Source organism: Nocardia aurea, assembly GCF_003123685.1.
In the GTDB taxonomy this organism is placed as follows: Bacteria; Actinomycetota; Actinomycetes; order Mycobacteriales; family Mycobacteriaceae; genus Nocardia; species Nocardia aurea.
Genome location: NZ_QCYJ01000084.1, coordinates 141,328 through 164,285, shown reverse-complemented (window position 1 = coordinate 164,285; position 22,958 = coordinate 141,328). Strand labels below are relative to the sequence as shown.

Below are 22,958 nucleotides of genomic sequence, written 5' to 3'. Positions count from 1 at the left end.
GTAGACGACAACCGTGATAAAACGGCGAAATCGGGCTACCGTGCCGCCCTCATTCTTGTTAATCTGCACGCAGCTCGGGGGCTTGGGAGGAGGGACCGTGCGCAGTGGGGGCGGCATGCGTCATTCGCGTAGGTGTACGGAGTGACTCCGGCGCAGGATGGCGGGGAGTCTCCGTGGGGTGCCCCCGAATGGGTCACCGTCGGTCTGATCGCCGTTTCTCTTGCTGTCGCGCTGGTTCTGCTGATTGTGACGGCCGGTCCTCGAACAGTGCGCGGCGCCGCGGTCGCCGCGCCCGCACCTCCTCTGCCGGCGCAGCCGACGCAGGCGTCGCTGATACCGCCACAGGTTCCGAACTGGCAAGCGGCAGTATCGACCAGACGAAACGCCGCACTCGACGTGCCGCCCACCTGGCGCGTGGAAGGCCCGGGATGGGTGTTCGGATATGGGATCCCGGAACTCGACGTGCGGATCGCCTTCGACGGCGGCGCGAGATACTCGAATGCGTTGTGCCCTGGGGATCAATCGGCCAAGCACTCGGCGATCGCGGGTATCGCAGGATCGCCGATCACCGATCTGACCGCCGCGGCGACAGATTCCGCGCGACTCTGGGCGTTCGGGATGTTCGGGGACGACACCACACCGCTCCCGGTGATCGCGCTCTCCGATCCGGTGCCATCGACCGTGAACAGTAGACCCGCCGTACGGGTTACGGCGACCGTGAACCGCACCTCCTGCTCCGACGGGCGCGGTGGTGTCGTGCACGCACTCGCGTTACCGGGCAACCGCGGCCAGCCGATCGTGTTCATCGTCGGTGCGGAACAGGGCATGCCGGGGGCGGCCACCGATGCGGACTTGCAGAAGATGCTGACCAGTGCCCGTGCCGCGGGACTCACTCCGGCCCAATGCGATCAAGGAAATGTCGTTGGCACCTGGTGTTGAAGATCGCTCACTGGCACGTGTCGTTGCGACCGAGGGCACGTTGCAGCCCCAGGAGCTGCGGCAGTTCGGTGCGGATCTGGCGCGATGGTTGGCGGCGACAGACCGGACGAGCGGTCCGTACGGCGGAGTCTCACCGGCGACGGTGGTCTTCACCGAGTCCAGTGTCGAGGTGACCGCGTCGCCGACCCTTGCCGAGAGCGCGGGATACGTTGCGCCCGAAATCGCTTCGGGAGCGCCCGCCCATGCCGCGTCCGATGTCTTCGCGTTCGGAGCGGTCCTTGTCTACGCCGCGACCGGTGCGGGGCCATTCGGTTCGGGCACTCCGGTGGAGTTGCTGATCCGGGCGCTGACGTCCGAACCCGATCTCGAGGCAGTTCCACCGGGACTGCGGCAGGTGGCGGCGGACTGCCTGTCGCGAGACCCGCTACGGCGACCGAGCGCCGCCGACCTCGCCATGCGCTTCACGATCGCTCTGTCTCCGACGGAACCGGTTGCGGGATCCACGCCGTCCACTCCGCCACCGCCGGAATCCGCTGGGTCGACGACCCAGTCCGCGCCCCTGCTCATCGATTCCACCTCTACACCAACGCAATTCGTCAGCATGTCGAAGCAGCCCGCCCTGCGAGCGGCGAAATCGGCCGCCTCGTCACCGGCGTCGGACGCGCCCTCGACACCGACCGTCACGCCTGCTCCGGAATCCTCTGTACCCCCTCGACTACGGACGCCGCCGCTACGCCGCCGCGTTCGCGTCGCGATCGGCGCGCTGTTCAGCGTCGCCGTGCTGGCGGCGGCCGCGACCTACGCTGTCGGGCATGATCGGCCCACGGACGCGGGGGCGACCGAATTCGCAACGACGTCGCCCGCGGTGATCGCGACTCCCGCGGTGACCGCGTTGGCGATGTCGCCCGACGGACGGCGGATCTACTTGGGGGGTCGCACGCCGCCGACGGTGACGGTCATCGATACGGCCTCGAATACCGTCACGGCACTGATCGGGGTTCCGCAGAAACCGAACGGGCTCGCGGTATCGCCCGACGGCGCGTATGTCTACGTAGTTTCGAATAATGCCCTGTCGGTGATCACGACGGCTTCGAACACTCTCACCGGGGTGACGATCGCCGACTACGATTCAACTCTCGAGGCGGTCGCGGTTTCCCACGACGGCACTCATCTCTACATCGCCGACGGGCTGCGCGCCACGGTCACGATCCGCGATGCCCGGACGAGAGCGGCGACCGCGACGACCCCGCTCGGCACGGGGTACGACATTGTCGATGCTATAGCGCTGACAGGTGACGGCCGGCGCTTCTTCGCGGTCATGCCCCGCCAGATCGCAATGCTCGACGCCGCCACCGCGACCGTGACCACGCGGACCGCATTCGAAGGGCCCGATTCGACGATCGTCGTCGGCGCCGACGGCCGGTTCGTCTATGCGATGGGCAAACCTTCCTCGAAGGTGCACGTGTTCGACGGCTCCACCGGCGCTTCGGTCGCGGTCGTCCAACTGAACGGTATCGGCAACGGTCTCGCGATCTCGCCGAGCGGCCGCTATATGTTCGTGGCGATCCAACCGACCTCGAGAGACGGGTCGTCAGGCGATATCGCGGTGATCGATACGACGACCAGGACGGTGGTCGGCAACCTTCAGCCCGGGCTGAAGGTTGAACATCTCGCGGTCACCCCGGACGGCCATCGGCTGTATGCGGCTCCGTCGGAACACGACGGGGGCGGCGTAGCGGTCATGGACGTCCGCCGCTACCTCTGAGGAGGTCGCCGAGATCCGGGACCGCCGCCCGGCTTCTCCTCTCACCAGGGCAGGACGCCGTACTCGTCCGCGCCGGTCGCGCCCCAGCGGTAGCCCCACAGGGTGCCCGTCGGGCCGTCGACGGGCAGGGTCGCCAGGCGCGCGACCACCTCGGCTCCCTGCGCGGCGGTGCGGAATCCGGTGTTGGCGTTCAGGTCGGTCGCGCAGTAGCCGGGGTTGGCCGCGTTGACCTTGATGGGCGTGTTCCACAGTTCCTTGGCGTACATCGCCGTGACCATGGTCAGCGCGGTCTTCGAGGTGGGGTAGGCGATCGCGGCCATCGGCCACATGGGGCTGTCCTCGTCCATCGTCATCGCGAAGGAGCCGACCTCGCTCGACACGTTCACGATGCGGGCGGCCTCGGACCGACGCAGCAGCGGCAGCACGGCATTGGTGAGGGCGACGATGCCGAAGACATTGGTCTCGAACACCTCGCGCAGGGTGCTCAGCGCGGTGGAGGAGGGTTTGCCGTCTCCGTCGAGCCTGCCCGCGATACCCGCGTTGTTGACCAGGATGTCGAGTTTGCCGAATTCGGCGTCGATATCGGCGGCGGCGCGGGCGATCGAGTCGGCGTCGGTGACGTCGAGCGGGATGAAACGGGTGTCGGCTCCAGCCCCGGACAGCGCCGCCGCCGCGTTCTTGCCTCGGTCCGCGTCACGCGCGCCGACCAGGACGGTCGTCCCGGTCGCGGCGAGCCGCCCGGCTGTTTCGAAACCGATTCCCTTGTTGGCGCCGGTGATCAATGCGATGGTCGTCATGGCCGCGAGATTTCCACCGCGGCCGAGCCCCAGGGAGGCTCGGTCGAAGGTGGTACCGCTTGTACCTCCCCCGCGACCGCCCGATCATCGACACTGGATCGGTGACCGACAAAGGAGAACTCGCGGCATTCCTGAAAGCGCGTCGCGCCCGCCTGCGTCCCGGCGACGTGGGGTTGCCCGAGAACGGACAGAGGCGCACTCCCGGCCTACGACGACAGGAAGTCGCCCAGCTCGCCGGTATCTCGGTCGAGTACTACATCCGGCTCGAGCAGTCCAGGGGTCCGCGTCCCTCGCAGCAGGTGCTGGCGGCGCTGTCGCGGGCATTGCTGCTCACCGTGGACGAACGCGACTATCTATTACGCGTCGCCGGTCACCATCCGCCGCCGATGGTGGGACCGAATCGCACGGTGCCGGAATCGATCCGGATCATCCTCGACACCATGACCGAGACACCGGCCTACGTCGTGGACGCGACCTACGAGGTGCTCGCCTGGAATCGTGCGGCGATACCGTTCATCGGCGATCTGGCCACCGTGCCCGACGCCGAACGCAATATCGTGCGCTGGACGTTCCGCACGGCCGCCGATCACCCCCGCTGGTCCGACGAGGACACCGTCGCCTTCGCCCGTTCGACGGTCGCCGATCTGCGCGCCGCCTACGCCCGCTACCCCGGCCATCCCGCCCTCGCCGCGCTGGTCACCGAATTACTCGGCACCGCACCCAGATTCGCGGCGATGTGGCACGACCACGATGTCGAGATCCGGCGCACGCACCGCAAGCGGGTCGCCCATCCCGAACTCGGGGCGTTGGAATTCGACTGTCAGGTACTGCACGTCAGCGATACCGATCAGCGCATGATCGTGTACTGCGCCCCGCCGAATTCGCCCACCGCCGAGGTGTTCCGGGCACTGTCGGCGACGCGATGAACCCGAGCGCCTCGGATGGCTCGGCACCGAGAGAGCCACCACGCGCGGAAGCGGACACCCGCACCGGCGCGGACGCGCTCCACGGAGTCTTGACCGCCCCGCACCGGCGGCGCGCGAGAGATAGTGGTGATGGGTACTGGATTCCGCGCCTACCAGCGTGAATTCGAGGTTCGGCGCTGAGCGGACGATCGGGGTGGCGCGCCGAATCACACCACCCCGATCTCGAAATCAGCGATCCAGGCGCTCGATGATGGTCGCGTTCGCGGTGCCGCCACCCTCGCAGATGGTGAGCAGACCGTAGCGACCGTTGACCCGCTCGAGTTCGTTGAGCAGGGTGGCGAACAGTTTCGCGCCGGTCGCGCCGAGGGGGTGACCGAGGGCGATCGCGCCGCCGTTGACGTTCACCTTGTCCGGATCGGCCCCGGTCTCCTTCAACCAGGCGAGCACCACGGGTGCGAAAGCCTCGTTGATCTCGACGACGTCGATATCGTCGATGGTGAGACCGGTCTTCTCCAGCGCCCACTTGGTGGCCGGGATCGGGGCGGTCAGCATGAAGATCGGGTCGGCGCCGCGCGCGCTGACGTGGTGGATTCGCGCGCGCGGTGTGAGTCCGTATTCCTGGACCGCCCATTCCGAGGCGAGCAGGGTGGCACTGGCGCCGTCGGAGATCTGGCTGGCCACGGCCGCGGTGAGCGGACTGCCCTCGGCGAGCGCGGGCAGCGAGGCCATCTTCTCCAGGGTCGTCTCGCGCGGGCCCTGGTCGATCGAGAAATCGCCGACCGGCACGATCTCGTTGTCGAAGCGGCCGTTCTTGATGGCGTCGCGGGCGCGCTCGTGGCTGCGCAGCGCCCAGCGCTCCATATCCTCGCGGCTGATCCCCCACTTCTCGGCGATCAGCTGCGCGCCGCGGAACTGGGACACTTCCTCGGTGCCGTACCGGTGGTCCCAGCCCTCGGAGCCGACGAACGGCGAATCGAATCCGTATTCCTTGCCCGCGAGCATGGCCGCGGAGATCGGGATCCGGCTCATGTTCTGCACGCCGCCCGCGACGATCACCTCGGCGGTGCCGCTCATGATGGCCTGCGCGCCGAAATTGATGGCCTGCTGCGAGGATCCGCACTGGCGGTCCACCGTGACGCCCGGCACCTCTTCGGGGAATCCGGCGGCCAGCCACGCGGTGCGCCCGATATTGCCCGCCTGCGGTCCGACATTGTCGACGCAGCCGACGATGACGTCGTCGACGAATTTCGGGTCGACCGGATTGCGGTCGAGCAGACCACGCAGCGCGGCGGCACCGAGATCGGCCGGGTGCACCTCGGCGAGCGCGCCGTTGCGCTTGCCGACAGGGGTGCGAACGGCGTCGATCACGTAGGCGTCCCGGAGCGGGGCGTAGGGCCGACGGGCGGATGGTGCAGACATGGAATCTCCTACTCGGACTTGCCCTCGGGTACGACCGACCCGGAGCCGATGGCTTGCGAAGCCGTTGGGACGGTGAGCCCGTCCAGCACGATGGTCAGGTATTGCTTGGCGAGGTTGTCGACGGTGATGGGGCCGCCCGGCTTGTACCACCGCACCGCGACCCACACGGTGTCGCGCAGGAATCGGAAAGCGAGTTCGACATCGAGTTCGGCGCGGAAACTGCCGTTCTCGACCCCGTTGATCAGCACGCGGTGCCAGAGTTCACGGAATTCGGCGTTGTACTCGGCGATATAGGCGAACCGCTCCGAATCGCGCAGGCGCTTGGCCTCGGTCTGGTAGATGGCGACCGCGGAGTGGAATCGGTCGAACGATCCGTAGGACGCGATCACCAGGGCTTCCAGCGTGTCTCGCGCGCTCAGTCCGGCGGCGACGATCTCGCGATAGCGCCCGAACAGGTCGTCGAGGAAGCCGCGCAGGATCTCGTCCACCATGGATTCCTTGGAATCGAAGTGGTGGTAGAGACTGCCGGATAGGATTCCGGCCGCGTCGGCGATATCGCGGACGGTGGTCGCACGCAGTCCCCGCTCGGCGAAAAGTTCGGCCGCCATCGACAGCAACTCGTTGCGGCGCGCTGATTTCGTGGAGTCCGGTGCGGTCACCACGTCATAGTACAACCAAGCATTTGCTTGGTGCCAGCGCCGTCAGCGTGACGAATAGCGCAACGGCGAGGACATGGAGAGATCGGCGAGCAGCCGCTCACAGATGACCACCGGGGAGATTCCCGCACGCGCCATCCGGGTCACCAGGGCGAGGCGGCGTTCGCAACTGTCCCATTCGACGGTGAGCGGTCCGCGTTCCGGACCCGCGTCCACGGTCGCCATGACCCGGGGCGGGCCGTGCGAGGTCGGTTCCTCGATCAGCTTCAACACGATGCCGCGCTGCCAGGCCCGATAGGTGTCCATATCCGCGCCGACCACCAGTTTGTCGGTCGCCGCGCACAGTCCCTGGGCGATCTCGTCGGCGAAGGCGTCGCGGTCGAATCGGACCCCGCGGCTCCTGTGCACGAGTTCGAGCAGGTCCGCGCGCACCTCACGCATCAACGCCATCTGCCGCTGCCTGCGCCGATCCCGCGCGGACGGCACCCCGTCCTCGGGATGGAGCCCGATCCGCCGTCCACGTTCGTGCACCCGCTCGGTATCGGCCCTGAGAGCCGCCCGCGGATCACGCATGACCTCGGCTTCGTCCACCGCGAACTGCTCGAGAAAATGCGCGGCCCGGCACGCGACGGCGCGGGCGGATTCGTGCCGCATGATTTCGGCGCCCAGGGTCAGCGCCGCGAGTACGAGCCCTTCCAGTCTGCGCCTGGCCAGCACGACATCGCGCACCAATTCGAGTTCCAGTTGTTCGCGGGCGTCCGGGCCGTCAGTGCCCATAGCCATCGCCCCTTACGGGAGTGCGTGATCCGACCGATCCCAGCATCGCACACCCACCGCACCGCCGCCCCCGGTTTTTCCCTGATCAGCGCTGTCTCATCACCGTCATCGACCGACTTCATCCCATCGGGGCTCGAGCGCACACCGAGTGATTTCAGCCGATCGACACCCGACCGCCGGTGTTGCCGGTCGATATCCGGCTCACAGCCCGGGACCGAATCACGACTGCCGAATACCGTCCGGATAGCCGTGAGCGGTCATCGCGAACCGCACCTCTCGCTCGGATAACGGCCCGAAACATCCGAGAACGAGACACGACCTCGATCGTCTGCCGCATAAGCTTTGGCGCCGACCAGGGCCTACCTACCATCGGTTACCGCCGGCGGACTCGACGCGACGAGCAACGTATCGATGTCGAGGCTCCGTACATGCCGACGCACACGCTCACCGAACGCCGGAGCGCCCGCGGCCCGCAGCATCGCAGGCAGTGAAATGCTGCCGGTAGCGCTCCTACGAAGGTGGTAGACCAACTGCTCACCCGTCACCGCACGCACCAGATCGGGCGCCGAGTCATCGACGAGCTGGAAGAACTCGTCGCAGTCGAATACCTCGTACGGAAGATCGTCCCACTGCGTGAAGTCTCCGACGTTCCGGGTCAACAGGATGTCGACACCGGCATGCAGTGCCGCGCAGTGCACATGCGCGTCGCCGGGGTCGGGATAGGTGATCGTTTCATCGATCTCGTAGCCGGATATCCGACCTGTCGCGAAGACGCTTTCGAGCCTGCGTCTGATGCCGCCGACCTGCGCATCGCCGAAGGTCGGGTTGTTCTTACGCAGGTGATAATGGAACTCGGCCATGATGTCATCGGTCCACCTGACCGCGAACATCTCATTCCCGGGCTGAAGATAGAGCAGTGCGAGCCAATCCCGAAGCGTTCGGGAGTACAGCACATTGGCGTCGACGAGAACGCTCATACCCCACCCCTGGACCATGCCGGACAGAATACGAGCCGAGATCGAACGGCACGGCGGATCGACCGAACTCAGTCGGCCACGCCGAGTTCGTCCTCGAGTTCGCGCAGCCGATCGAAGTCCTCACGCCGGGCGGCACGTCGAGTTTCCCTGTAGGCCAACACATCTCTGCTGAGCAACCGCGTATGGGAACCGACCTTGCGTGCGGGGATGTCACCCTGTCCGATCAGCTTCATCAAAGTCGGGCGCGAGATGTGCAACATCTTGGCGGCGACGGTTGTCGTCACCTCGTCCGGAATGCTGCCGACCGTCACCGTGCGGCCGCGCCCCAAGAGCTCGATGACCCTGGACAGGACCGCTGCCAGTTCGGGAGGAACGTCGACCACGGAGTCGGCACTACGGAGCATGACCGCGATACTCCCGACGCTCTCGGCATCGTGACCTTGCTCCACCCGTGCGGTCAACGCGCGAGCCTGTTCCACCTCGCTCGCGGTGATCGACAGAACCGCCTTCTCTTCGTGGACGACGCTCATGACCCGACTCCCCTCGTCGACTGTCGCTAGGAACTCGACGATAGCCAGTTGCACTTATAAGTGCAACGAGGTTTCGGTGAGGCGCTATGGCGCGACACGACCGCCCTCACGCCCGCTGGCTGCTGACCGAGACCACCTCGCCGGTGAGGTACGACGTGTAGTCACTGGCGAGCATCGCGATGGTCGCGGCGACCTCCCATGGTTCGGCGGCGCGGCCGAAGGCCTCACCTTCGGACAAACGATCCAGCAGTTCGGTGGAGCTGACCTTGTCGAGGAAGGCGTGGCGGGCGATGGAGGGGGCGACGGCGTTGATACGGACGCCGAGTTCGGCGGCCTCCACGGCGCTGCACCTGGTCAGGGCCATGACGCCGGCTTTGGCGGCGGCGTAGTGGGCCTGGCCGTATTGGGCGCGCCAGCCCAGGACGCTGGCGTTGTTGACGATGATGCCGCCGTGGCCCGCGTCGCGGAAGTAGGCGAGGGCGGCGCGGGTGCAGCGGAAGGTGCCGTTGAGGGTGATGTCGAGGACGCGGTCCCACTGGTCGTCGGTCATGTCGACGACGGGGGTCTCGCCGCCGAGGCCCGCGTTGTTGACCATGATGTCGATGCGGCCCATCGCCCGGGCGGCACCGCTGACCAGCGCGTTCACCTGTTCGGTGCTCTGCACGTCGCAGGCGATGGCGGCGACGCGGCGGTCCGGGAATTCGCCTTTCAGTTCCACTTCGGTTTCACCGAGGCGGCGTTCGTGCCAGTCGGAGACGACGACGTCGGCGCCCTCGGACAGCAGCCTGCGCGCGGTGGCCGAGCCGATGCCGGTGCCCGCGGCGGCGGTGACGACGGCGACGCGGCCGGTCAGCAGGCCGTGGCCGGGGACGGGCTGCGGGGCGACCGACAGCGGGCGGGTCACGGTCGGGCCTCGCGCGGCAGGCCGAGTACACGCTCGGAGATGATGTTGCGCTGCACTTCGTTCGAACCTCCGTAGATGGTGTCGGCGCGGGTGAACAGGTACAGCCGCTGCCATTCGTTCAGATCGCTCTGATCGTCACTGCCCGCGAGGAGACCGGCGGGACCCAGCACCGCCATGGCGAGTTCGCCGAGGCCGCGGTGCCAGTTGGCCCACAGCAGTTTCGCGACGGAGGCCTGTCCGCCGTCGTCGACGCCGCTGCCTTCCATGGTCCGCAGGGCATGGGCTCGCAGGACGCGGAGCCCGACCCAGGCCCGGTCGATGCGGTCGGCGATGAGGGGGTCGTCGGCCGCGCCGGTGCGGCGCGCGAGATCTTCGATATCGGCGAGTTCACGGGCGAAGCGGATCTGCTGACCGAGGGTGGAGACGCCGCGTTCGAAGGTGAGGGTGCCCATGGCGATGCGCCAGCCGTCACCGGGGGTGCCGACGACCAGGTCGGCGGCGGTGCGGGCATCGTCGAAGAAGACCTCGTTGAATTCCGACGTGCCGGTGAGCTGGATGATCGGGCGCACTTCGATACCGGGCTGTTTCATGGGAACCAGCAGGTAGGAAAGGCCCTTGTGCCGAGTCGACCCCTTCTCGGTGCGCGCCACGACGAAACACCAGTCGGCGACGTGCGCGAGCGAGGTCCAGATCTTCTGGCCGTTGATCGACCATTCGTCGCCGTCGAGGTGGGCGGCGGTGCTGACGGCGGCGAGATCGGATCCCGCGCCCGGTTCCGAGTAGCCCTGGCACCACAGTTCGGTGACATCGCGGATGCCCGGCAGGAACCGGTCCTTCTGCGCCGGGGTACCGAACGCGAGGACGGTCGGGCCGAGCAGTTCCTCGCCCATGTGCGAGACCCGTGCGGGGGCGTTCGCCTTGGCGTATTCCTCGTGGAAGATCACCTGCTGACGCACGGTGGCCTCGCGCCCGCCGTATTCCTTCGGCCAGCCGAGGCAGGTCCATCCGGCCGCGGCGAGGTGCCGGTCCCAGGCGAGGCGTTCGTCGAATGCCTCGTGTTCCCGGCCCGGTCCGCCGAGTCCGCGCAGCTCACGGAACTCACCGCTGAGATTCTCCGCCAACCACTCGCGCACTTCTGCCGAAAACCGCGCGTCGGACGCGGCGGTATCGGAGTCTGAGGTCTGGATCGCAACCACGACGGTAGGATAACCTACCAAGCACTTGCTTTGTTAGATTGTCGACCTGATCGGTCCGGCGACCCCGGATCGACCGGCGATGGGCCAGCACGAACGGTGAGGACAACCGTGACACCCCCTGCACAGACGACACCGATGGCGCTGCACGACGCCGCGCGCCTGTTCGGCGAAACCCCGGCCGTCGCCGACGGTGAAGTCCGGCTCGACTGGACCGAGCTGCTCGGTGCCGTTCAGGAGGTGGCGCGCGCGCTGATCGCGCGTGGCGTGCGGCACGGCGATCGGGTGGCGATGTGGGCGCCCAATACCCACCACTGGGTCGTCGCGGCATTGGCCGCCCACTACGTCGGGGCCGGGCTGGTTCCGCTGAACACCCGCTACGTGGCCGACGAGGCCGCCGATGTGCTCGCCCGTGTCGACGCGAAGGCGCTGTTCATCGCGGGGACCTTCCTCGGCCGGGACCGGATCGCGGAATTGCGCTCGGCCGCACCGGATCTGGGAATACCTACGATCGTGGTGATTCCGGTGGAGCCGGACAGCGCGGTGGAATCGGAAGCGACCGTGCTGAATTGGTCGGAGCTGGCCGATATCGCCGAACAGGTCACCGTCGAGGACGCGCGTAAAAGGGCCGAGGAGGTGAGCCCGGACGATATCTCCGACATCCTGTTCACCTCCGGCACCACCGGGCGCAGCAAGGGCACCCTGGTCGCGCACCGGCAGGCGCTGTCGGTGGTCAGGGGTTGGGCCGAATGCGCGACGCTGCGCGGCGACGACCGGTACCTGGTGGTGAATCCGTTCTTCCACAATTTCGGCTACAAGGCGGGCATCCTCGCCTGCCTGGTCACCGGGGCCACGATCGTTCCGCAGGCCAGCTTCGACGTGCCGCAGACCATGCGCCTGATCGGTGAGGAGCGGATCACCGTCCTGCCCGGACCGCCGACGATCTACCAGACCATCCTCGATTTCCCCGACCGCGCGCAGTTCGATCTGAGCTCGCTGCGCGTCGCCACCACGGGGGCGGCGACGGTGCCGGTGGTGCTCATCGAGCGGATGCGATCCGAACTCGACATCGATATCGTCGTCACCGCGTACGGGCTTTCGGAGGCCTCCGGCTTCGGGACCATGTGCAAACCCGACGACGACGCCGAGACCATCGCCAACACCTGCGGCGGGCCGATCGCGGGTTTCGAACTGCGGATCGGCGACGCGGGCGAGGTGCTGTTGCGCGGACCCAATGTGATGCTCGGCTATCTCGACGATCCCGAGAACACCGCGGCGACCATCGATGCGGACGGATGGCTGCACACGGGCGATATCGGCGTGGTGGACGAGCGCGGATACCTGCGCATCACCGACCGGCTCAAGGATATGTACATCTCCGGCGGGTTCAACGTGTATCCGGCCGAGGTCGAGCAGGCATTGGCACGGCTCGACGGGGTGGCCGAATCCGCGGTGATCGGCGTGCCCGATACCAGGATGGGCGAGGTCGGCAAGGCCTACGTGGTGCGCAAACCGGGGTCGACGGTGACCGAGGAACAGGTGCGCGCACACACCAAGGCCGTGCTCGCCAATTTCAAGGTGCCGCGATTCGTCGAATTCCGGGATCGATTGCCCTACAGCGCCGCCGGGAAAGTGCTCAAGCGCGAACTACGTGAGGAGAAGTGATGTCGGACGAGAACGGTGTTCCGGACGAGGGTGAGGTCGTCACCTACGAGACGCGCGGACCTATCGCGATAGTCACCTTGAATCGGCCCGACTACCGCAACGCGCAGAACTCGGTGATGACCTACGCCATCGACGCCGCTTTCGTCCGGGCCGTCGAAGATCCCGACGTCAAGGTGATCGTGCTGGCGGGCAACGGCAAACATTTCAGCGCCGGGCACGATATCGGCACCCCGGGGCGCGATCATCACGTGCGCTACCCGAACAAGGCGACGCTGTGGTGGGACCACGTGGACCGGGTCGGCGGCGACCAGCGTTTCTCCCGCGAGACCGAGGTCTACCTCGGCATGTGCAGGCGCTGGCGGGAGATCCCGAAACCGACCATCGCCATGGTGCAGGGCGCGTGTATCGCGGGCGGGCTCATGCTGGCCTGGGTCTGCGATCTGATCATCGCCTCCGACGACGCGTTCTTCTCCGATCCCGTCGTCCGGATGGGTATTCCGGGCGTGGAGTATTTCGCGCACCCGTGGGTCATGGGACCGCGCGCCGCCAAGGAATTCCTGTTCACGGGTGACCGTTTCGACGCCGCGCAGGCCAAGGAATGGGGCATGGTGAATCGGGTGGTGCCGCGCGCGGAACTGGAAGAACGCACGCTGGAACTGGCCGAGAAGATCGCCACCATGCCGCAATTCGGTCTCGCGCTGACCAAGAAGGCCGTCAACCAGGCCGAGGATCTGATGGGCATGCGCAGCGGAATGGATTCGGTTTTCGGACTTCACCATTTCGCGCACGCGCACAATGCCGAGATCGGGGCCGATTCGCTGGGCGGCATGAACGCCAAATCGATGAAGGCCGGAGCGACGACCGCAGACAAGACCGCGCAGAACGGAACACCGTAGTGGATCTGGATCTCGATCGGGCGACACGGGAATTCCAGGACGAGGTCCGCGAATTCCTGGCCGCCAACACGCCGAAGACACCGCTGCCGTCGATGGATACCGAGGCCGGTTTCGAGGCGCACCGCGACTGGGAACGCACCCTCGCCGACGCGCGACTCTCGGTCGTGTCGTGGCAGCGCGAATACGGCGGGCGCGACGCGTCGCTGCTGGAGTGGGTGCTCTTCGAGCAGGAGTACTACGCGGCGGGCGCACCGGGGCGGGTCAGCCAGAACGGCATCTTCCTGCTCGCGCCCACGCTGTTCGAACACGGCAGCCAGGAACAACTCGCACGCATCATGCCCAGGATGGCGCGCGGTGACGATATCTGGGCACAGGCCTGGTCCGAACCCGAGGCGGGCAGCGATCTGGCCGGAATCCGGTCGACCGCCAAGCGCACCGACGGCGGCTGGCTGCTGAGCGGACAGAAGACCTGGAGTTCACGCGCGGCCTTCGCGGACTGGGCCTTCGGCCTGTTCCGCAGCGATCCCGAGGCCGAACGGCATCGCGGACTCACCTACCTGATGTTCCCGCTCACCGCCGACGGCGTGACGGTGCGGCCGATTCCGCAGTTGGACGGCGAACCGGGTTTCGCGGAGATCTTCCTCGACGATGTATTCGTCCCCGATCGCGATGTGATCGGCGAACCGGGCGAGGGCTGGCGGGTGGCGATGAGCACCTCCAGTAATGAACGCGGCCTCTCGCTGCGCAGTCCCGGCCGTTTCAGCGCCACCGCACAGCGGCTCATCGACCTGTGGCTCGAACGCGGCGACCGCGCCAACACCGGTCAGCGCGATGCCGTCGTGGACGCCTGGATCGGCAGCGAGGCCTACCGCCTGCACACCTTCGGCACCGTCACCCGGTTGAACGAGGGCGGCAAACTCGGGGCGGAATCGTCGATCACCAAGGTGTTCTGGTCCGAACTCGATATCGCCATGCACGAAACCGCGCTGGAGGTCCTCGGGGACGCGGGCGAATACGCGAGTCCGTGGACCGACGGCTACCTGTTCTCGCTGTCCGGCCCGATCTACGCGGGCACCAACGAGATCCAGCGCAATATCATCGCCGAGCGGCTGCTCGGATTACCGAGAGGGAGCAGCCGATGAGGTTCGCGCTCAGCCCGGAACAGCTCGATTTCGGCACCAGCCTGCGCAAATTACTCGACGCCGGTCAGACCCCGGCGGCGGTGCGCGCCTGGGCGAGCGGTGATCCGCGGCCGGGCCGCGCTCTGCTGCGGCAGTTGGCCGGGGCGGGCGTGCTCGGGCTCGCGATCGAGGAGGCGCACGGCGGTGTCGGGGCCGAGCCGATCGATCTCGTCGTCGCATTCCAGGAATTCGGCCGCGCCGCCGCGCCCGGTCCGGCGGTGGAGACCGCGGCGGCGATACCCGCACTGCTACAGGCACTTCCACAATCGGACCTCGCCGCCCGCTGGCTGCCCGATTTCGCGGACGGCGCCACCCTCGGCACCGTGGCATTCGCCACGCCGGGGCGCGGTCCCGTCGCACTGGACGCCGATATCGCCGACGTCGTGCTGTTCGTCGACGGCGACAAGCTGTGCACGGCGCGACGCACCGGGCCCGTGCGCTCGATCGATCCGGCGCGTCGCCTGTTCCAGGTCGCCGCGGACGAAGTACTCGTCGAAGGTGAGCGGGTACTCGACGCGGGGGCGGCGGCATTCGACGCGGGGGCGCTCGCGGCCGCGGCGCAACTACTCGGGGCCGGGCGGGCGCTGTTGCACGCCTCGACCGAATACACCAAGCAGCGCAAGCAGTTCGGCAAAGCGATCGGTGAATTCCAGGCGGTCAAACAGAAACTCGCCGACGTGCTGATCGGCTTGGATCTGGCCGAACCGCTGCTGTTCCGCGCGGCGCTCACCACGACCGAACCGACCAGGAGCCGCGACGTGTCGGCCGCCGTGATCGCCTGCGGTGACGCCGCGTACGCCGCCGCCCGTGCCGCGCTCCAGGTGCACGGCGCGATCGGCTACACCGCCGAATACGATCTGTCGCTGTGGCTGACCAAGGTCACCGCCCTTCGGACCGCCTGGGGCACTCCGGATCTGCATCGCGCGCGGATCGCGCGGGCGCTGCGTGACGAAACCCTGCTCGAGCGCGCGTTGCGGGGCACCGCGTGAGCGCCGCCGAGCACCGGGAATTCACCGCCTCCGTGCGTGCCCTGCTGACCAAACACGCGACCAGCGCCGCCGTGCGCGCGGGGATGGACGCCGAACTCGGCTACGCCCCCGCGCTGTGGCGACTGCTGTCCGAGCAGATCGGCGTCGCGGCGCTCGCTATTCCCGAGGAGTACGACGGCGTCGGGGCCGGACTGATCGAATCATTGCTGGTGGTCGGCGAATTGGGCCGCACGCTGGCGAATGTCCCCATGCTGGGTTCGGCCGTGCTCGGCGTTCAGGCCGTGCTGCTCTCCGGTGACGGCGACGCCGCCGCGCGACTGCTGCCCGGTGTCGCGGCCGGTTCCACCATCCTCGCGGTGTGCTGGGCGGGCGCGGACGGCTGGGACGAGCCGGGTATCCACGCCGACGGGGAAACACTGTCCGGCACCGCGCATTATGTTCTCGACGGTCTGCCCGCCGACACTCTGATCGCGGTGACGACCTCGGGCCTGTTCGAGGTGTCCGCCGATGCCGAAGGGGTGTCCAGGCGCGCGGTCGCGACCATGGATCCGACCAGGAAACTGGCCGAGATCACCTTCGACACGGTGTCCGCCCGCAGGCTCGGTGACCGCGATCCCCTCGTCGTCGCGGCGCGATTGCGGGAGGTCGCGTGGGCGGCGGTCGCGGCCGAACAGGTCGGCGCGGCACGACGGTGTCTCGAGCTGACCGTCGAATACACCGGATCGCGGGTCCAGTTCGGCCGGGCGATCGGCAGTTTCCAGGCGCTCAAGCACCGGATGGCCGATATGTATGTGCTGGTGGAATCGGCCGAGTCCGCGTCACAGGCGGCCACCGCGGCGGTGGCCGAGGGCAGCGAGTCGGCGGCGGAGGACGTCTGGGCGGCGCGTATCCACTGCTCGGAGACGTTCACCACGGTTGTGTCGGAAATGGTGCAGATGCACGGCGGTATCGCCATCACCTGGGAACACGACGCCCATCTGTTCTTCAAACGGGCGCACGGCGACGCCCAACTGTTCGGCACACCGCGCAGGCCACTCACGCACTCGGCCTGATCGATACACAGTTATCCCCAGGGGTTCGACACTCCTGGGGATAATTCGTGCGGGTCCGGTGACGACCCTCACCGGGAATAGATAGTTAGCTTATGTAATAATATTTAGGTGCAGCTGCCCCCGGTGACTCCCATAGAAGACAGCGTGGTCGACCTCCTCGTCACCGCGGGCAGGCTCACCCGGCTGGCCGGGGCGAGCGGCGGCGACGATCTGCCGCGTGCCGTCCTCCGAGCACTCGCGGTGCTCGAAGAACACGGCGCGATGCGGGTCAGCGAATTCGCCCGAATCGATCGATGTTCACAGCCGGCGGCAACGGCGCTGATCGGCAGACTCGTCGCGGACGGATACGCCACCCGAAGCAAGGACCCGGAGGATTCCCGGGCCGTCGTCGTCACCCTCACCCCGGCCGGACGCGATCGCCTCCACCGTGCGCGCCGCCGCTACGGCGCCACCTTCGCGAGCAGGCTGGCCGAATTCGATCCGGCGCGTCTGGCTCGCATGGAAGCCGATCTGAAAGACCTGCTCGACGCATTGAAGAGCGCTCCGCCACAGCACTATTCGACCTAGAGGTGATCCCATGACAGTGACCGCGCCCGACGCCGATCTCACCGCGCGCACCGCGCCGAGATCCAGACAGCCCAAAGCCGTCTGGGCCGTCGCCTTCGCCAGCGTCATCGCCTTCATGGGTATCGGACTCGTTGATCCCATCCTGAAGCCGATCGGCGAACAGCTGCACGCCTCGCCATCGCAGGTATCGCTGCTGTTCACCAGCTACATGCTGGTGACAGGGGTGGCCATGCTGATCACCGGTGTGGTGTCGAGCCGCTTCGGCGCGAAGAAGACCCTGCTGGCCGGGCTCGCGATCATCGTCGTGTTCGCGGCGCTGGCCGGAATGTCGGACACGGTCGCGCAGATCATCGGCTTCCGCGCGGGGTGGGGTCTTGGCAACGCCCTGTTCATCGCCACCGCGCTCGCCACCATCGTCGGGGCGTCCACCGGCGGCGTCTCGCGCGCGATCATTCTCTACGAGGCGGCGCTCGGCATCGGCATCGCGACCGGTCCGCTGGTCGGCGGCCTGCTCGGCGGAATCAGCTGGCGCGGACCGTTCTTCGGCGTCTCGGTGCTCATGGTCATCGCCTTCGTCGCCATCGTCACCCTGCTGCCGGACGGACCGAAACCGGCCCATCACACCTCGATCACCGCGCCTTTCGCGGCGCTGCGCCATCGCGGCCTGCTGACGGTCAGCATCACCGCGCTGCTCTACAACTTCGGCTTCTTCACCCTGCTCGCCTACACCCCGTTCCCGCTCGACATGGGCACCTACGCCATCGGATTCATCTTCTGCGGCTGGGGCATCCTGCTCGCCGTCGCGTCGGTCTTCCTCGCCCCTCGCCTGCAGAAGCGCTTCGGCACGCTGCCGATGATGGGGGTCTCGCTCGGACTGTTCGCCGCCGATCTCGCGGTCATGGCCGTCTTCGCCGAACACAAGCCGGTACTGATCGCGGGAACCGTCGTCGCGGGCCTGTTCCTCGGTGTGAACAACACACTGATCACCGAAGCCGTCATGATCTCCGCTCCGGTCGAGCGAGCGACCGCCTCGGCCGCGTACAGCTTCGTCCGCTTCGCGGGCGGTGCGGCGGCCCCCTACCTCGCGGGCAAACTCGGCGAGCACAATATCGGCCTGCCGTTCTGGGTCGGCGCGGCGTGCACGGCGGCGGCGGTGCTGGTGCTGGCGTCCGGGCGAGCGGCACTGGCCCACCTCGACGAACACGATCCGGCGGCGCACAGCGTCGACGAGGCACGGGCGATCACCGTCGGCGACTGACCCCGGACCTCTCGACGTAGGTGGACACCGATCCGGGCGGAACCACGGCGTCATCGCAGATCGGCGAACGTGACACCGGCGGCAGGCGCCGCCCGGTCGGGAAATCGCGGAGTAGCGTCGAGCGGTATGGGCGATGCGCAGCGTGGGCGGGTCACACTGGAAACCGGCAAGAAGCGGGTCAGGGTCTATCTGGGCGGGCATCTGGTCGCCGACTCGATCCGGCCGGTGCTGGTGTGGGAGAACCCGCACTATCCCACCTATTACCTGCCCGCCGCTGACGTGTTCGCGACGCTGGAGGCCAGCGGTACGAGCAAACACTCCCCCAGTCGCGGTGACGGCACCGGATACGACGTCGTCGTGGCGGGGATCACGGCGGAGAACGCCGCGTTGCGCTACCACGATTCGCCGATCCCCGAACTCCAGGAGCTGGTACGGCTGGAGTGGGACGCGATGGACGAATGGTTCGAGGAGGACGAACCCGTCTACGTACACCCACGGAATCCGTATTCGCGCGTGGACATCCTGGCCGGCTCACGCCATATCCGCGTGGAGATCGACGGCGTCACCGTCGCCGATTCGCGCGCCGCGCGCATCCTGTTCGAAACCGGCCTTCCCGCACGGTATTACCTGCCGCTGACCGACGTCCGCACCGATCTGCTGTCGACCTCCGACACCCACACCAGCTGCCCCTACAAGGGCAATGCCGACTACTGGAACGTGCGGGTCGGCGACACCGAATACGCGGACTACGTGTGGATCTACCGCACCCCGGTCGCGGAGAGCCAGAAGATCGCCGGGCTCGCCTGTTTCTACAACGAGAAGGTCGACATCTACGTCGACGATGTGCTCCAGGAACGGCCGAAGACGCCGTTCAGCTGATCGAAAGTGTCGGCGGGGTACCGGTTCTCGCTCGGGCGAGCTGTGGACACGTCGAACGCGACCGACGGATCGCTCGGGTGCCCGCGTCGGCCGTCATACGCCGACGACCTCGGGACAACCGGCCGGGGAACTCCCGTCGAGATCCACTGCGCGTTCCTCGTCGCCCGCCGTCGACGCTGTGCGGCGGGTACAAGCGCGTGTGACGCTTGCCGACCGGCCAGAGCTCACCGGTACCCGGCGAGACCGTCGGCGAGCTCGGCACTGTCGTTGTCGTGGTGTCCGGCGAGTGCCTGCTGGAGAGCGAAAGTCGCACGGATAGCGGTGATGCGCCGCACGAGATCGGGACGGCTCGACGGTGTCGTCGGGGTTTGCGCGCCATCGGTGACGGCAGGATCGGACAGCTCGACGAGCCTGTTCAGGAATCGATGGCCGAAGGTCGCGCTCAGAGCCGCGTAGTCCTCGGCCCGGTCCGCGAGGCAGGCGGAATCCCAGTCGACGACGCCGACGAGGCGAGGACCGGTGGAACTTCTTTCCCAGAGCAGATTCTCGCCGCCAAGATCGCCGTGGACGAGCGCGTTCGTGCGGTACGGCAGCGAGTCGAGCGCGGCCAGTTCGGCATCGGCTCGGAGGCGGCCTTCCGCTGACATGAGGGGGTACAGACGGGTGCGGATATCGTCGGCGAACCGGCCCCAGCGGTCGGGGTGAGCGGGGGGAATCGCTGCGGGCCATTGGGAATCCGCGCCGCCCGAAGCTACCGACGATCGCCGCCCGAAATCGAACCCGGCGGGCAGGTCCGAGCGAACGGTGTCGACGTCGCAGTCGAGTACCGAGCGCCCGGCCGCCACCGAGTACAGCGCGGCGAGTACGGCGTGACAACCGCGCACCACGGCGGCCGCCACGGCCGGGTCTTCGAGGGTGGCGGGGTCGAGCGGCGCACCGGGAACCAGTGTCGTGACCAGATACGCCGGATCACCGGAGACGTCCAGCGCCAGTGGTTTCGGAACGAGGACGCCGATATCGACACCGGTGAGCGCCGCCAATCGAGCCGCGCGGTCCGGGAGTCGTCGCGCGGCGGCGGGTGTACGGGCCAGGCAGACGACGATCTCCGAACCCATGACGACGGTATGGAATTGGCCTTCGCGCACCTCCGTCACCTCATCGCCGCGCAGCAGCCGAGCGAGTAGCGTGCGATGACCGTCGAGTACCGCGCGGACCGAGCGGTGGCCGAGCCGACGGGTCATACCGCGATGAGCGGGGTTTCGTCGGTGGTGTGGCGGTACCGGCCCGGGGCCAGCCCGTATTCGCGTTTGAAGGCTTTGGCGAAGGCGAATTCGGAGGTGTAGCCGACTTTTCGGGCGATCGCGCTCAGGGCGGCGTCGGTGTCGCGGAGCAGTCGGGCGGCGGTGAGCATGCGCCAGCGAGTGACGTAGGCGAGTGGGGGTTCGCCGATGGTGGCGGCGAACCGACGGGCCAGGGTGGCGCGGGACACGCCCGCGATATCGCTGAGATCGGAGACCGTCCACGCGCGGGCCGGTTCTTCGTGCACCGCGCGCAGGGCGACGGCGACGGCCGGGTCGGCGAACGCGGCGGCCCAGCCGGTGGCGTGTTCGGTGGCCTGCTGGTCGAACCAGGAGCGCAGGGCGAAGAGCAGCAGCATTTCCAGTAGCGCGGGGACCACGGCGTCGCTGCCGAGTCGGGGTTCGGTCATCTCGGCGGCGAGCAGGTCGACCGCGCCGCGCAGCGCGGGATCGCGGCGGGAGTCGGCGGGGAGGTGGATGAATTCGGGGAGTTCGTCCAGCAGTGGGTGGCTGCGCTGCCTGCCGAGTCCGTACGCGCCGCAGAGCAATGCGGTCCTGTTCCCCGAACCCGGGATATAGCGGGGTTCGCCGGGAATCGCGACTTCGGTGACCGGGCTGCCGAGGTCGTCGACGAGGTAATGGTCGGCGCCGCGCGGCATGAACAACACGTCTCCTGTCGCCAGCGCGAGGGGTACACCCGCCGCGGGCATCCCGACGGGCCTGCGCGGTGACTCCGGGAGAAGCCGGTTGGAGTGCGTGACGACACCCGGTTCCGAGGAGACCGGCGCCGTGCCGGACGCCGCCGAACCTGGCGCTGTACCGAACGTTGTCGAACCCTGCTCCGTGCCGAACGCCGCGGGCCCGACGCTGCTCGGACGTGATCCGATCCGCGATGCCCGAGCACCGGCACGATTCGCCGCCCCAACGGGCGATGTTTCGAGAGTTCCTGTGCCGATGGGCGATTCGGACACATTCCGCAGCGAAGCGACGGTCACACCGGCGGGCGGGATCAGGTAACACGACCCCTCCAGCACGACGTGGAACCCCGCACCCGGCACCACCGGGTACTCCCGCCCCCACGGCGCGTGCCGGACGAACATGCCCGAGGCGGGGTTGCCGGTACGGATCGCGGCGACGGTTTCACTGAGGACGTCCACCGCACCAGCCTAGCGTCGATATGAGTGTTTCGGACATCGAAGAGAGCGATTCAGCCATTCAAAGGCTCAGCGAATCGCCATACGGTGGGTTCATGACAACGACGAAAACCACCATCGCCGTCTACGGTGCCTCCGGCATCACCGGCGGTCACATCCTCGGGGAACTGCGCCGACGCGGACTCACCCCGATCCTGGTCGGCCGGGACGCGGCACGATTGCGCGCCGCCGCCGACGCGGCGGAACTGACGGACGCGCAAATCACGGTCGCCGCTCTCGGTGACCACGACGCGCTGGTCGCCGCCTTCTCCGGTGCGGACGTGGTGATCAGCGCCCTGCCCGCCTACGTGGACAACGGCGAACCGGTGCTCGCGGCCGCCATCGACGCGGGCGCGCACTACACCGACGTGTCGGGCGAACAACTGTTCCTGAAGCGGGTTCTCGACGTGTACTCCGCGCGCGCCGAAGCCGCAGGGGTGACGGTGATCTCGGGGGTCACCGACAACAGCCTGCCCGCCGACCTGCTGGCCTACCTGACGTCGCGCCGGGTCGCGGGCCCCGCCGACATCGTCATCAGCCACCTGAGCAAGAGCGGCGGAAACGGGTCGAAAGGCAGCGCGCGAACGGTTCTCGCCGGACTCGACTGGTTCCGTTCGGGCGGCTGGCACTACGCGGACGGCGAATTGCGCACCGGCACGACGGCCCGGCACCCCGAGATGACCTTCCCCGGCGACAGCATGCCGACGGCGGTATCGAAATTCCCGCAGCCGCCGGTGCTCACCATCCCCCGTCACTCGGAGGTCTCCTCCGTCGAAGGCGTGGTCGCGACCTCGATTCTCGACCAACTCGGCGGGTTCACCGCCGAGATCGTCGACTCCCTGCCCGAGACACCGAGCGCGGACCTGCGCTACGACCTCGTCGTCGACGCGTACGGGTCCGACGGTGCGCGAGTCCGCGGCGTCGTCAGCGGGGTGGACTCCTACCGCGACTCCGCTCTGCTGACGGTCGAGATCGCGGTCCGACTGGCCCGAGGCGAGGCGAAACCGGGCGCGCTCGCACCGGCGGAGGCGTTCGACGCGGTGCGGATCCTGGACTCGCTCGAACAGTTCGGCATCACGTGGCGGATCGAGTGACAG

22 protein-coding genes are annotated in these 22,958 nt (G+C 67.7%); 12 read left to right on the top strand and 10 right to left on the bottom strand.

Annotated elements, in window-relative coordinates; all coding sequences use genetic code 11:
• Positions 1-141 precede the first annotated feature (141 nt).
• Positions 142-939 (top strand): hypothetical protein, encoded by a 798-nt coding sequence (locus tag DAT37_RS14025; RefSeq protein WP_157978485.1) that lies wholly within the window; start codon positions 142-144, stop codon positions 937-939.
• On the top strand, positions 923-2,704 hold the full coding sequence (locus DAT37_RS14020) for a hypothetical protein (protein WP_157978484.1): 1,782 nt from the start codon (positions 923-925) through the stop codon (positions 2,702-2,704). The genes DAT37_RS14025 and DAT37_RS14020 overlap by 17 nt, the downstream gene beginning before the upstream one ends.
• A gap of 41 nt (positions 2,705-2,745) precedes the next feature.
• Here DAT37_RS14020 and DAT37_RS14015 read toward each other — a convergent pair whose 3' ends face one another.
• A complete protein-coding gene (locus DAT37_RS14015; protein WP_109525161.1) occupies positions 2,746-3,501 on the bottom strand; it encodes an SDR family NAD(P)-dependent oxidoreductase in 756 nt (251 codons plus the stop codon).
• A 101-nt stretch (positions 3,502-3,602) separates the two neighbouring features.
• Between DAT37_RS14015 and DAT37_RS14010 the strand changes: the two genes are divergently transcribed.
• Positions 3,603-4,427: a helix-turn-helix transcriptional regulator gene (locus DAT37_RS14010; RefSeq protein WP_198654266.1), complete on the top strand. Its 825-nt coding sequence runs from the start codon at positions 3,603-3,605 to the stop codon at positions 4,425-4,427.
• Positions 4,428-4,655: 228 nt separating this feature from the next.
• Here the strand turns inward: DAT37_RS14010 and DAT37_RS14005 are convergent, their stop codons facing one another.
• The 7 genes from DAT37_RS14005 to DAT37_RS13975 form a co-directional block, all read right to left on the bottom strand.
• Positions 4,656-5,846: an acetyl-CoA C-acetyltransferase gene (locus tag DAT37_RS14005; RefSeq protein ID WP_109525160.1), complete on the bottom strand. Its 1,191-nt coding sequence runs from the start codon at positions 5,844-5,846 to the stop codon at positions 4,656-4,658.
• An 8-nt stretch (positions 5,847-5,854) separates the two neighbouring features.
• Positions 5,855-6,454: a TetR/AcrR family transcriptional regulator gene (locus DAT37_RS14000; RefSeq protein ID WP_109525608.1), complete on the bottom strand. Its 600-nt coding sequence runs from the start codon at positions 6,452-6,454 to the stop codon at positions 5,855-5,857.
• A gap of 93 nt (positions 6,455-6,547) precedes the next feature.
• Positions 6,548-7,279, bottom strand: coding sequence for a hypothetical protein (locus DAT37_RS13995; RefSeq protein ID WP_109525159.1), 732 nt, complete (start codon positions 7,277-7,279; stop codon positions 6,548-6,550).
• Positions 7,280-7,638: 359 nt separating this feature from the next.
• A complete protein-coding gene (locus DAT37_RS13990) occupies positions 7,639-8,256 on the bottom strand; it encodes a PIN domain-containing protein (RefSeq protein WP_232839740.1) in 618 nt (205 codons plus the stop codon).
• Between the two features lie 68 nt (positions 8,257-8,324).
• Complete coding sequence (locus tag DAT37_RS13985) at positions 8,325-8,786, bottom strand: helix-turn-helix domain-containing protein (RefSeq protein WP_109525157.1); 462 nt, start codon at positions 8,784-8,786, stop codon at positions 8,325-8,327.
• Between the two features lie 106 nt (positions 8,787-8,892).
• Complete coding sequence (locus tag DAT37_RS13980) at positions 8,893-9,690, bottom strand: SDR family oxidoreductase (RefSeq protein ID WP_109525156.1); 798 nt, start codon at positions 9,688-9,690, stop codon at positions 8,893-8,895.
• On the bottom strand, positions 9,687-10,886 hold the full coding sequence (locus tag DAT37_RS13975; protein ID WP_109525155.1) for an acyl-CoA dehydrogenase family protein: 1,200 nt from the start codon (positions 10,884-10,886) through the stop codon (positions 9,687-9,689). Before DAT37_RS13975 ends, DAT37_RS13980 begins: the two co-directional genes overlap by 4 nt.
• A 108-nt stretch (positions 10,887-10,994) precedes the next feature.
• Between DAT37_RS13975 and DAT37_RS13970 the strand changes: the two genes are divergently transcribed.
• From DAT37_RS13970 to DAT37_RS13935, 8 genes are all read left to right on the top strand, one after another.
• Complete coding sequence (locus tag DAT37_RS13970) at positions 10,995-12,548, top strand: FadD3 family acyl-CoA ligase (protein WP_269814753.1); 1,554 nt, start codon at positions 10,995-10,997, stop codon at positions 12,546-12,548.
• Positions 12,548-13,444 carry an enoyl-CoA hydratase gene (locus DAT37_RS13965; protein WP_109525153.1) on the top strand — a complete coding sequence of 299 codons (897 nt, stop codon included), beginning with the start codon at positions 12,548-12,550 and terminating at the stop codon, positions 13,442-13,444. Before DAT37_RS13970 ends, DAT37_RS13965 begins: the two co-directional genes overlap by 1 nt.
• A complete protein-coding gene (locus DAT37_RS13960) occupies positions 13,444-14,586 on the top strand; it encodes an acyl-CoA dehydrogenase family protein (RefSeq protein WP_109525152.1) in 1,143 nt (380 codons plus the stop codon). The genes DAT37_RS13965 and DAT37_RS13960 overlap by 1 nt, the downstream gene beginning before the upstream one ends.
• Positions 14,583-15,614 (top strand): acyl-CoA dehydrogenase family protein, encoded by a 1,032-nt coding sequence (locus DAT37_RS13955; RefSeq protein ID WP_109525151.1) that lies wholly within the window; start codon positions 14,583-14,585, stop codon positions 15,612-15,614. Before DAT37_RS13960 ends, DAT37_RS13955 begins: the two co-directional genes overlap by 4 nt.
• Complete coding sequence (locus tag DAT37_RS13950) at positions 15,611-16,666, top strand: acyl-CoA dehydrogenase family protein (RefSeq protein ID WP_109525150.1); 1,056 nt, start codon at positions 15,611-15,613, stop codon at positions 16,664-16,666. The genes DAT37_RS13955 and DAT37_RS13950 overlap by 4 nt, the downstream gene beginning before the upstream one ends.
• A 108-nt stretch (positions 16,667-16,774) precedes the next feature.
• Positions 16,775-17,233 (top strand): MarR family winged helix-turn-helix transcriptional regulator, encoded by a 459-nt coding sequence (locus DAT37_RS13945; protein WP_109525149.1) that lies wholly within the window; start codon positions 16,775-16,777, stop codon positions 17,231-17,233.
• Between the two features lie 10 nt (positions 17,234-17,243).
• Positions 17,244-18,491 (top strand): MFS transporter, encoded by a 1,248-nt coding sequence (locus tag DAT37_RS13940; RefSeq protein ID WP_109525148.1) that lies wholly within the window; start codon positions 17,244-17,246, stop codon positions 18,489-18,491.
• Positions 18,492-18,617: 126 nt separating this feature from the next.
• Complete coding sequence (locus DAT37_RS13935; protein WP_109525147.1) at positions 18,618-19,370, top strand: DUF427 domain-containing protein; 753 nt, start codon at positions 18,618-18,620, stop codon at positions 19,368-19,370.
• 224 nt (positions 19,371-19,594) lie between these two features.
• On the opposite strand, the gene DAT37_RS13930 is transcribed toward DAT37_RS13935, so the two are convergent.
• Together DAT37_RS13930 and DAT37_RS45460 are read right to left on the bottom strand one after the other, a co-directional pair.
• Complete coding sequence (locus DAT37_RS13930; protein WP_109525146.1) at positions 19,595-20,611, bottom strand: phosphotransferase family protein; 1,017 nt, start codon at positions 20,609-20,611, stop codon at positions 19,595-19,597.
• Positions 20,608-21,825: a helix-turn-helix transcriptional regulator gene (locus DAT37_RS45460; RefSeq protein ID WP_232839739.1), complete on the bottom strand. Its 1,218-nt coding sequence runs from the start codon at positions 21,823-21,825 to the stop codon at positions 20,608-20,610. Before DAT37_RS45460 ends, DAT37_RS13930 begins: the two co-directional genes overlap by 4 nt.
• Positions 21,826-21,917: 92 nt before the next feature.
• On the opposite strand from DAT37_RS45460, the gene DAT37_RS13915 reads away from it, so the two are divergent.
• A complete protein-coding gene (locus DAT37_RS13915) occupies positions 21,918-22,955 on the top strand; it encodes a saccharopine dehydrogenase NADP-binding domain-containing protein (RefSeq protein ID WP_198654265.1) in 1,038 nt (345 codons plus the stop codon).
• The last annotated feature ends 3 nt before the right edge of the window (positions 22,956-22,958 follow it).

Bases quoted from the DNA above. Each gene is read 5' to 3' on its own strand.
- DAT37_RS14005 (WP_109525160.1), bottom strand. From the start codon at position 5,846: ATGTCTGCACCATCCGCCCGTCGGCCCTACGCCCCGCTCCGGGACGCC.
- DAT37_RS13995 (WP_109525159.1), bottom strand. From the start codon at position 7,279: ATGGGCACTGACGGCCCGGACGCCCGCGAACAACTGGAACTCGAATTG.
- DAT37_RS14000 (WP_109525608.1), bottom strand. From the start codon at position 6,454: ATGGCGGCCGAACTTTTCGCCGAGCGGGGACTGCGTGCGACCACCGTC.
- DAT37_RS13985 (WP_109525157.1), bottom strand. From the start codon at position 8,786: ATGAGCGTCGTCCACGAAGAGAAGGCGGTTCTGTCGATCACCGCGAGC.
- DAT37_RS13955 (WP_109525151.1), top strand. From the start codon at position 14,583: ATGAGGTTCGCGCTCAGCCCGGAACAGCTCGATTTCGGCACCAGCCTG.
- DAT37_RS13965 (WP_109525153.1), top strand. From the start codon at position 12,548: ATGTCGGACGAGAACGGTGTTCCGGACGAGGGTGAGGTCGTCACCTAC.
- DAT37_RS13930 (WP_109525146.1), bottom strand. From the start codon at position 20,611: ATGACCCGTCGGCTCGGCCACCGCTCGGTCCGCGCGGTACTCGACGGT.
- DAT37_RS14015 (WP_109525161.1), bottom strand. From the start codon at position 3,501: ATGACGACCATCGCATTGATCACCGGCGCCAACAAGGGAATCGGTTTC.
- DAT37_RS13915 (WP_198654265.1), top strand. From the start codon at position 21,918: ATGACAACGACGAAAACCACCATCGCCGTCTACGGTGCCTCCGGCATC.
- DAT37_RS13935 (WP_109525147.1), top strand. From the start codon at position 18,618: ATGGGCGATGCGCAGCGTGGGCGGGTCACACTGGAAACCGGCAAGAAG.
- DAT37_RS13990 (WP_232839740.1), bottom strand. From the start codon at position 8,256: ATGAGCGTTCTCGTCGACGCCAATGTGCTGTACTCCCGAACGCTTCGG.
- DAT37_RS13940 (WP_109525148.1), top strand. From the start codon at position 17,244: ATGACAGTGACCGCGCCCGACGCCGATCTCACCGCGCGCACCGCGCCG.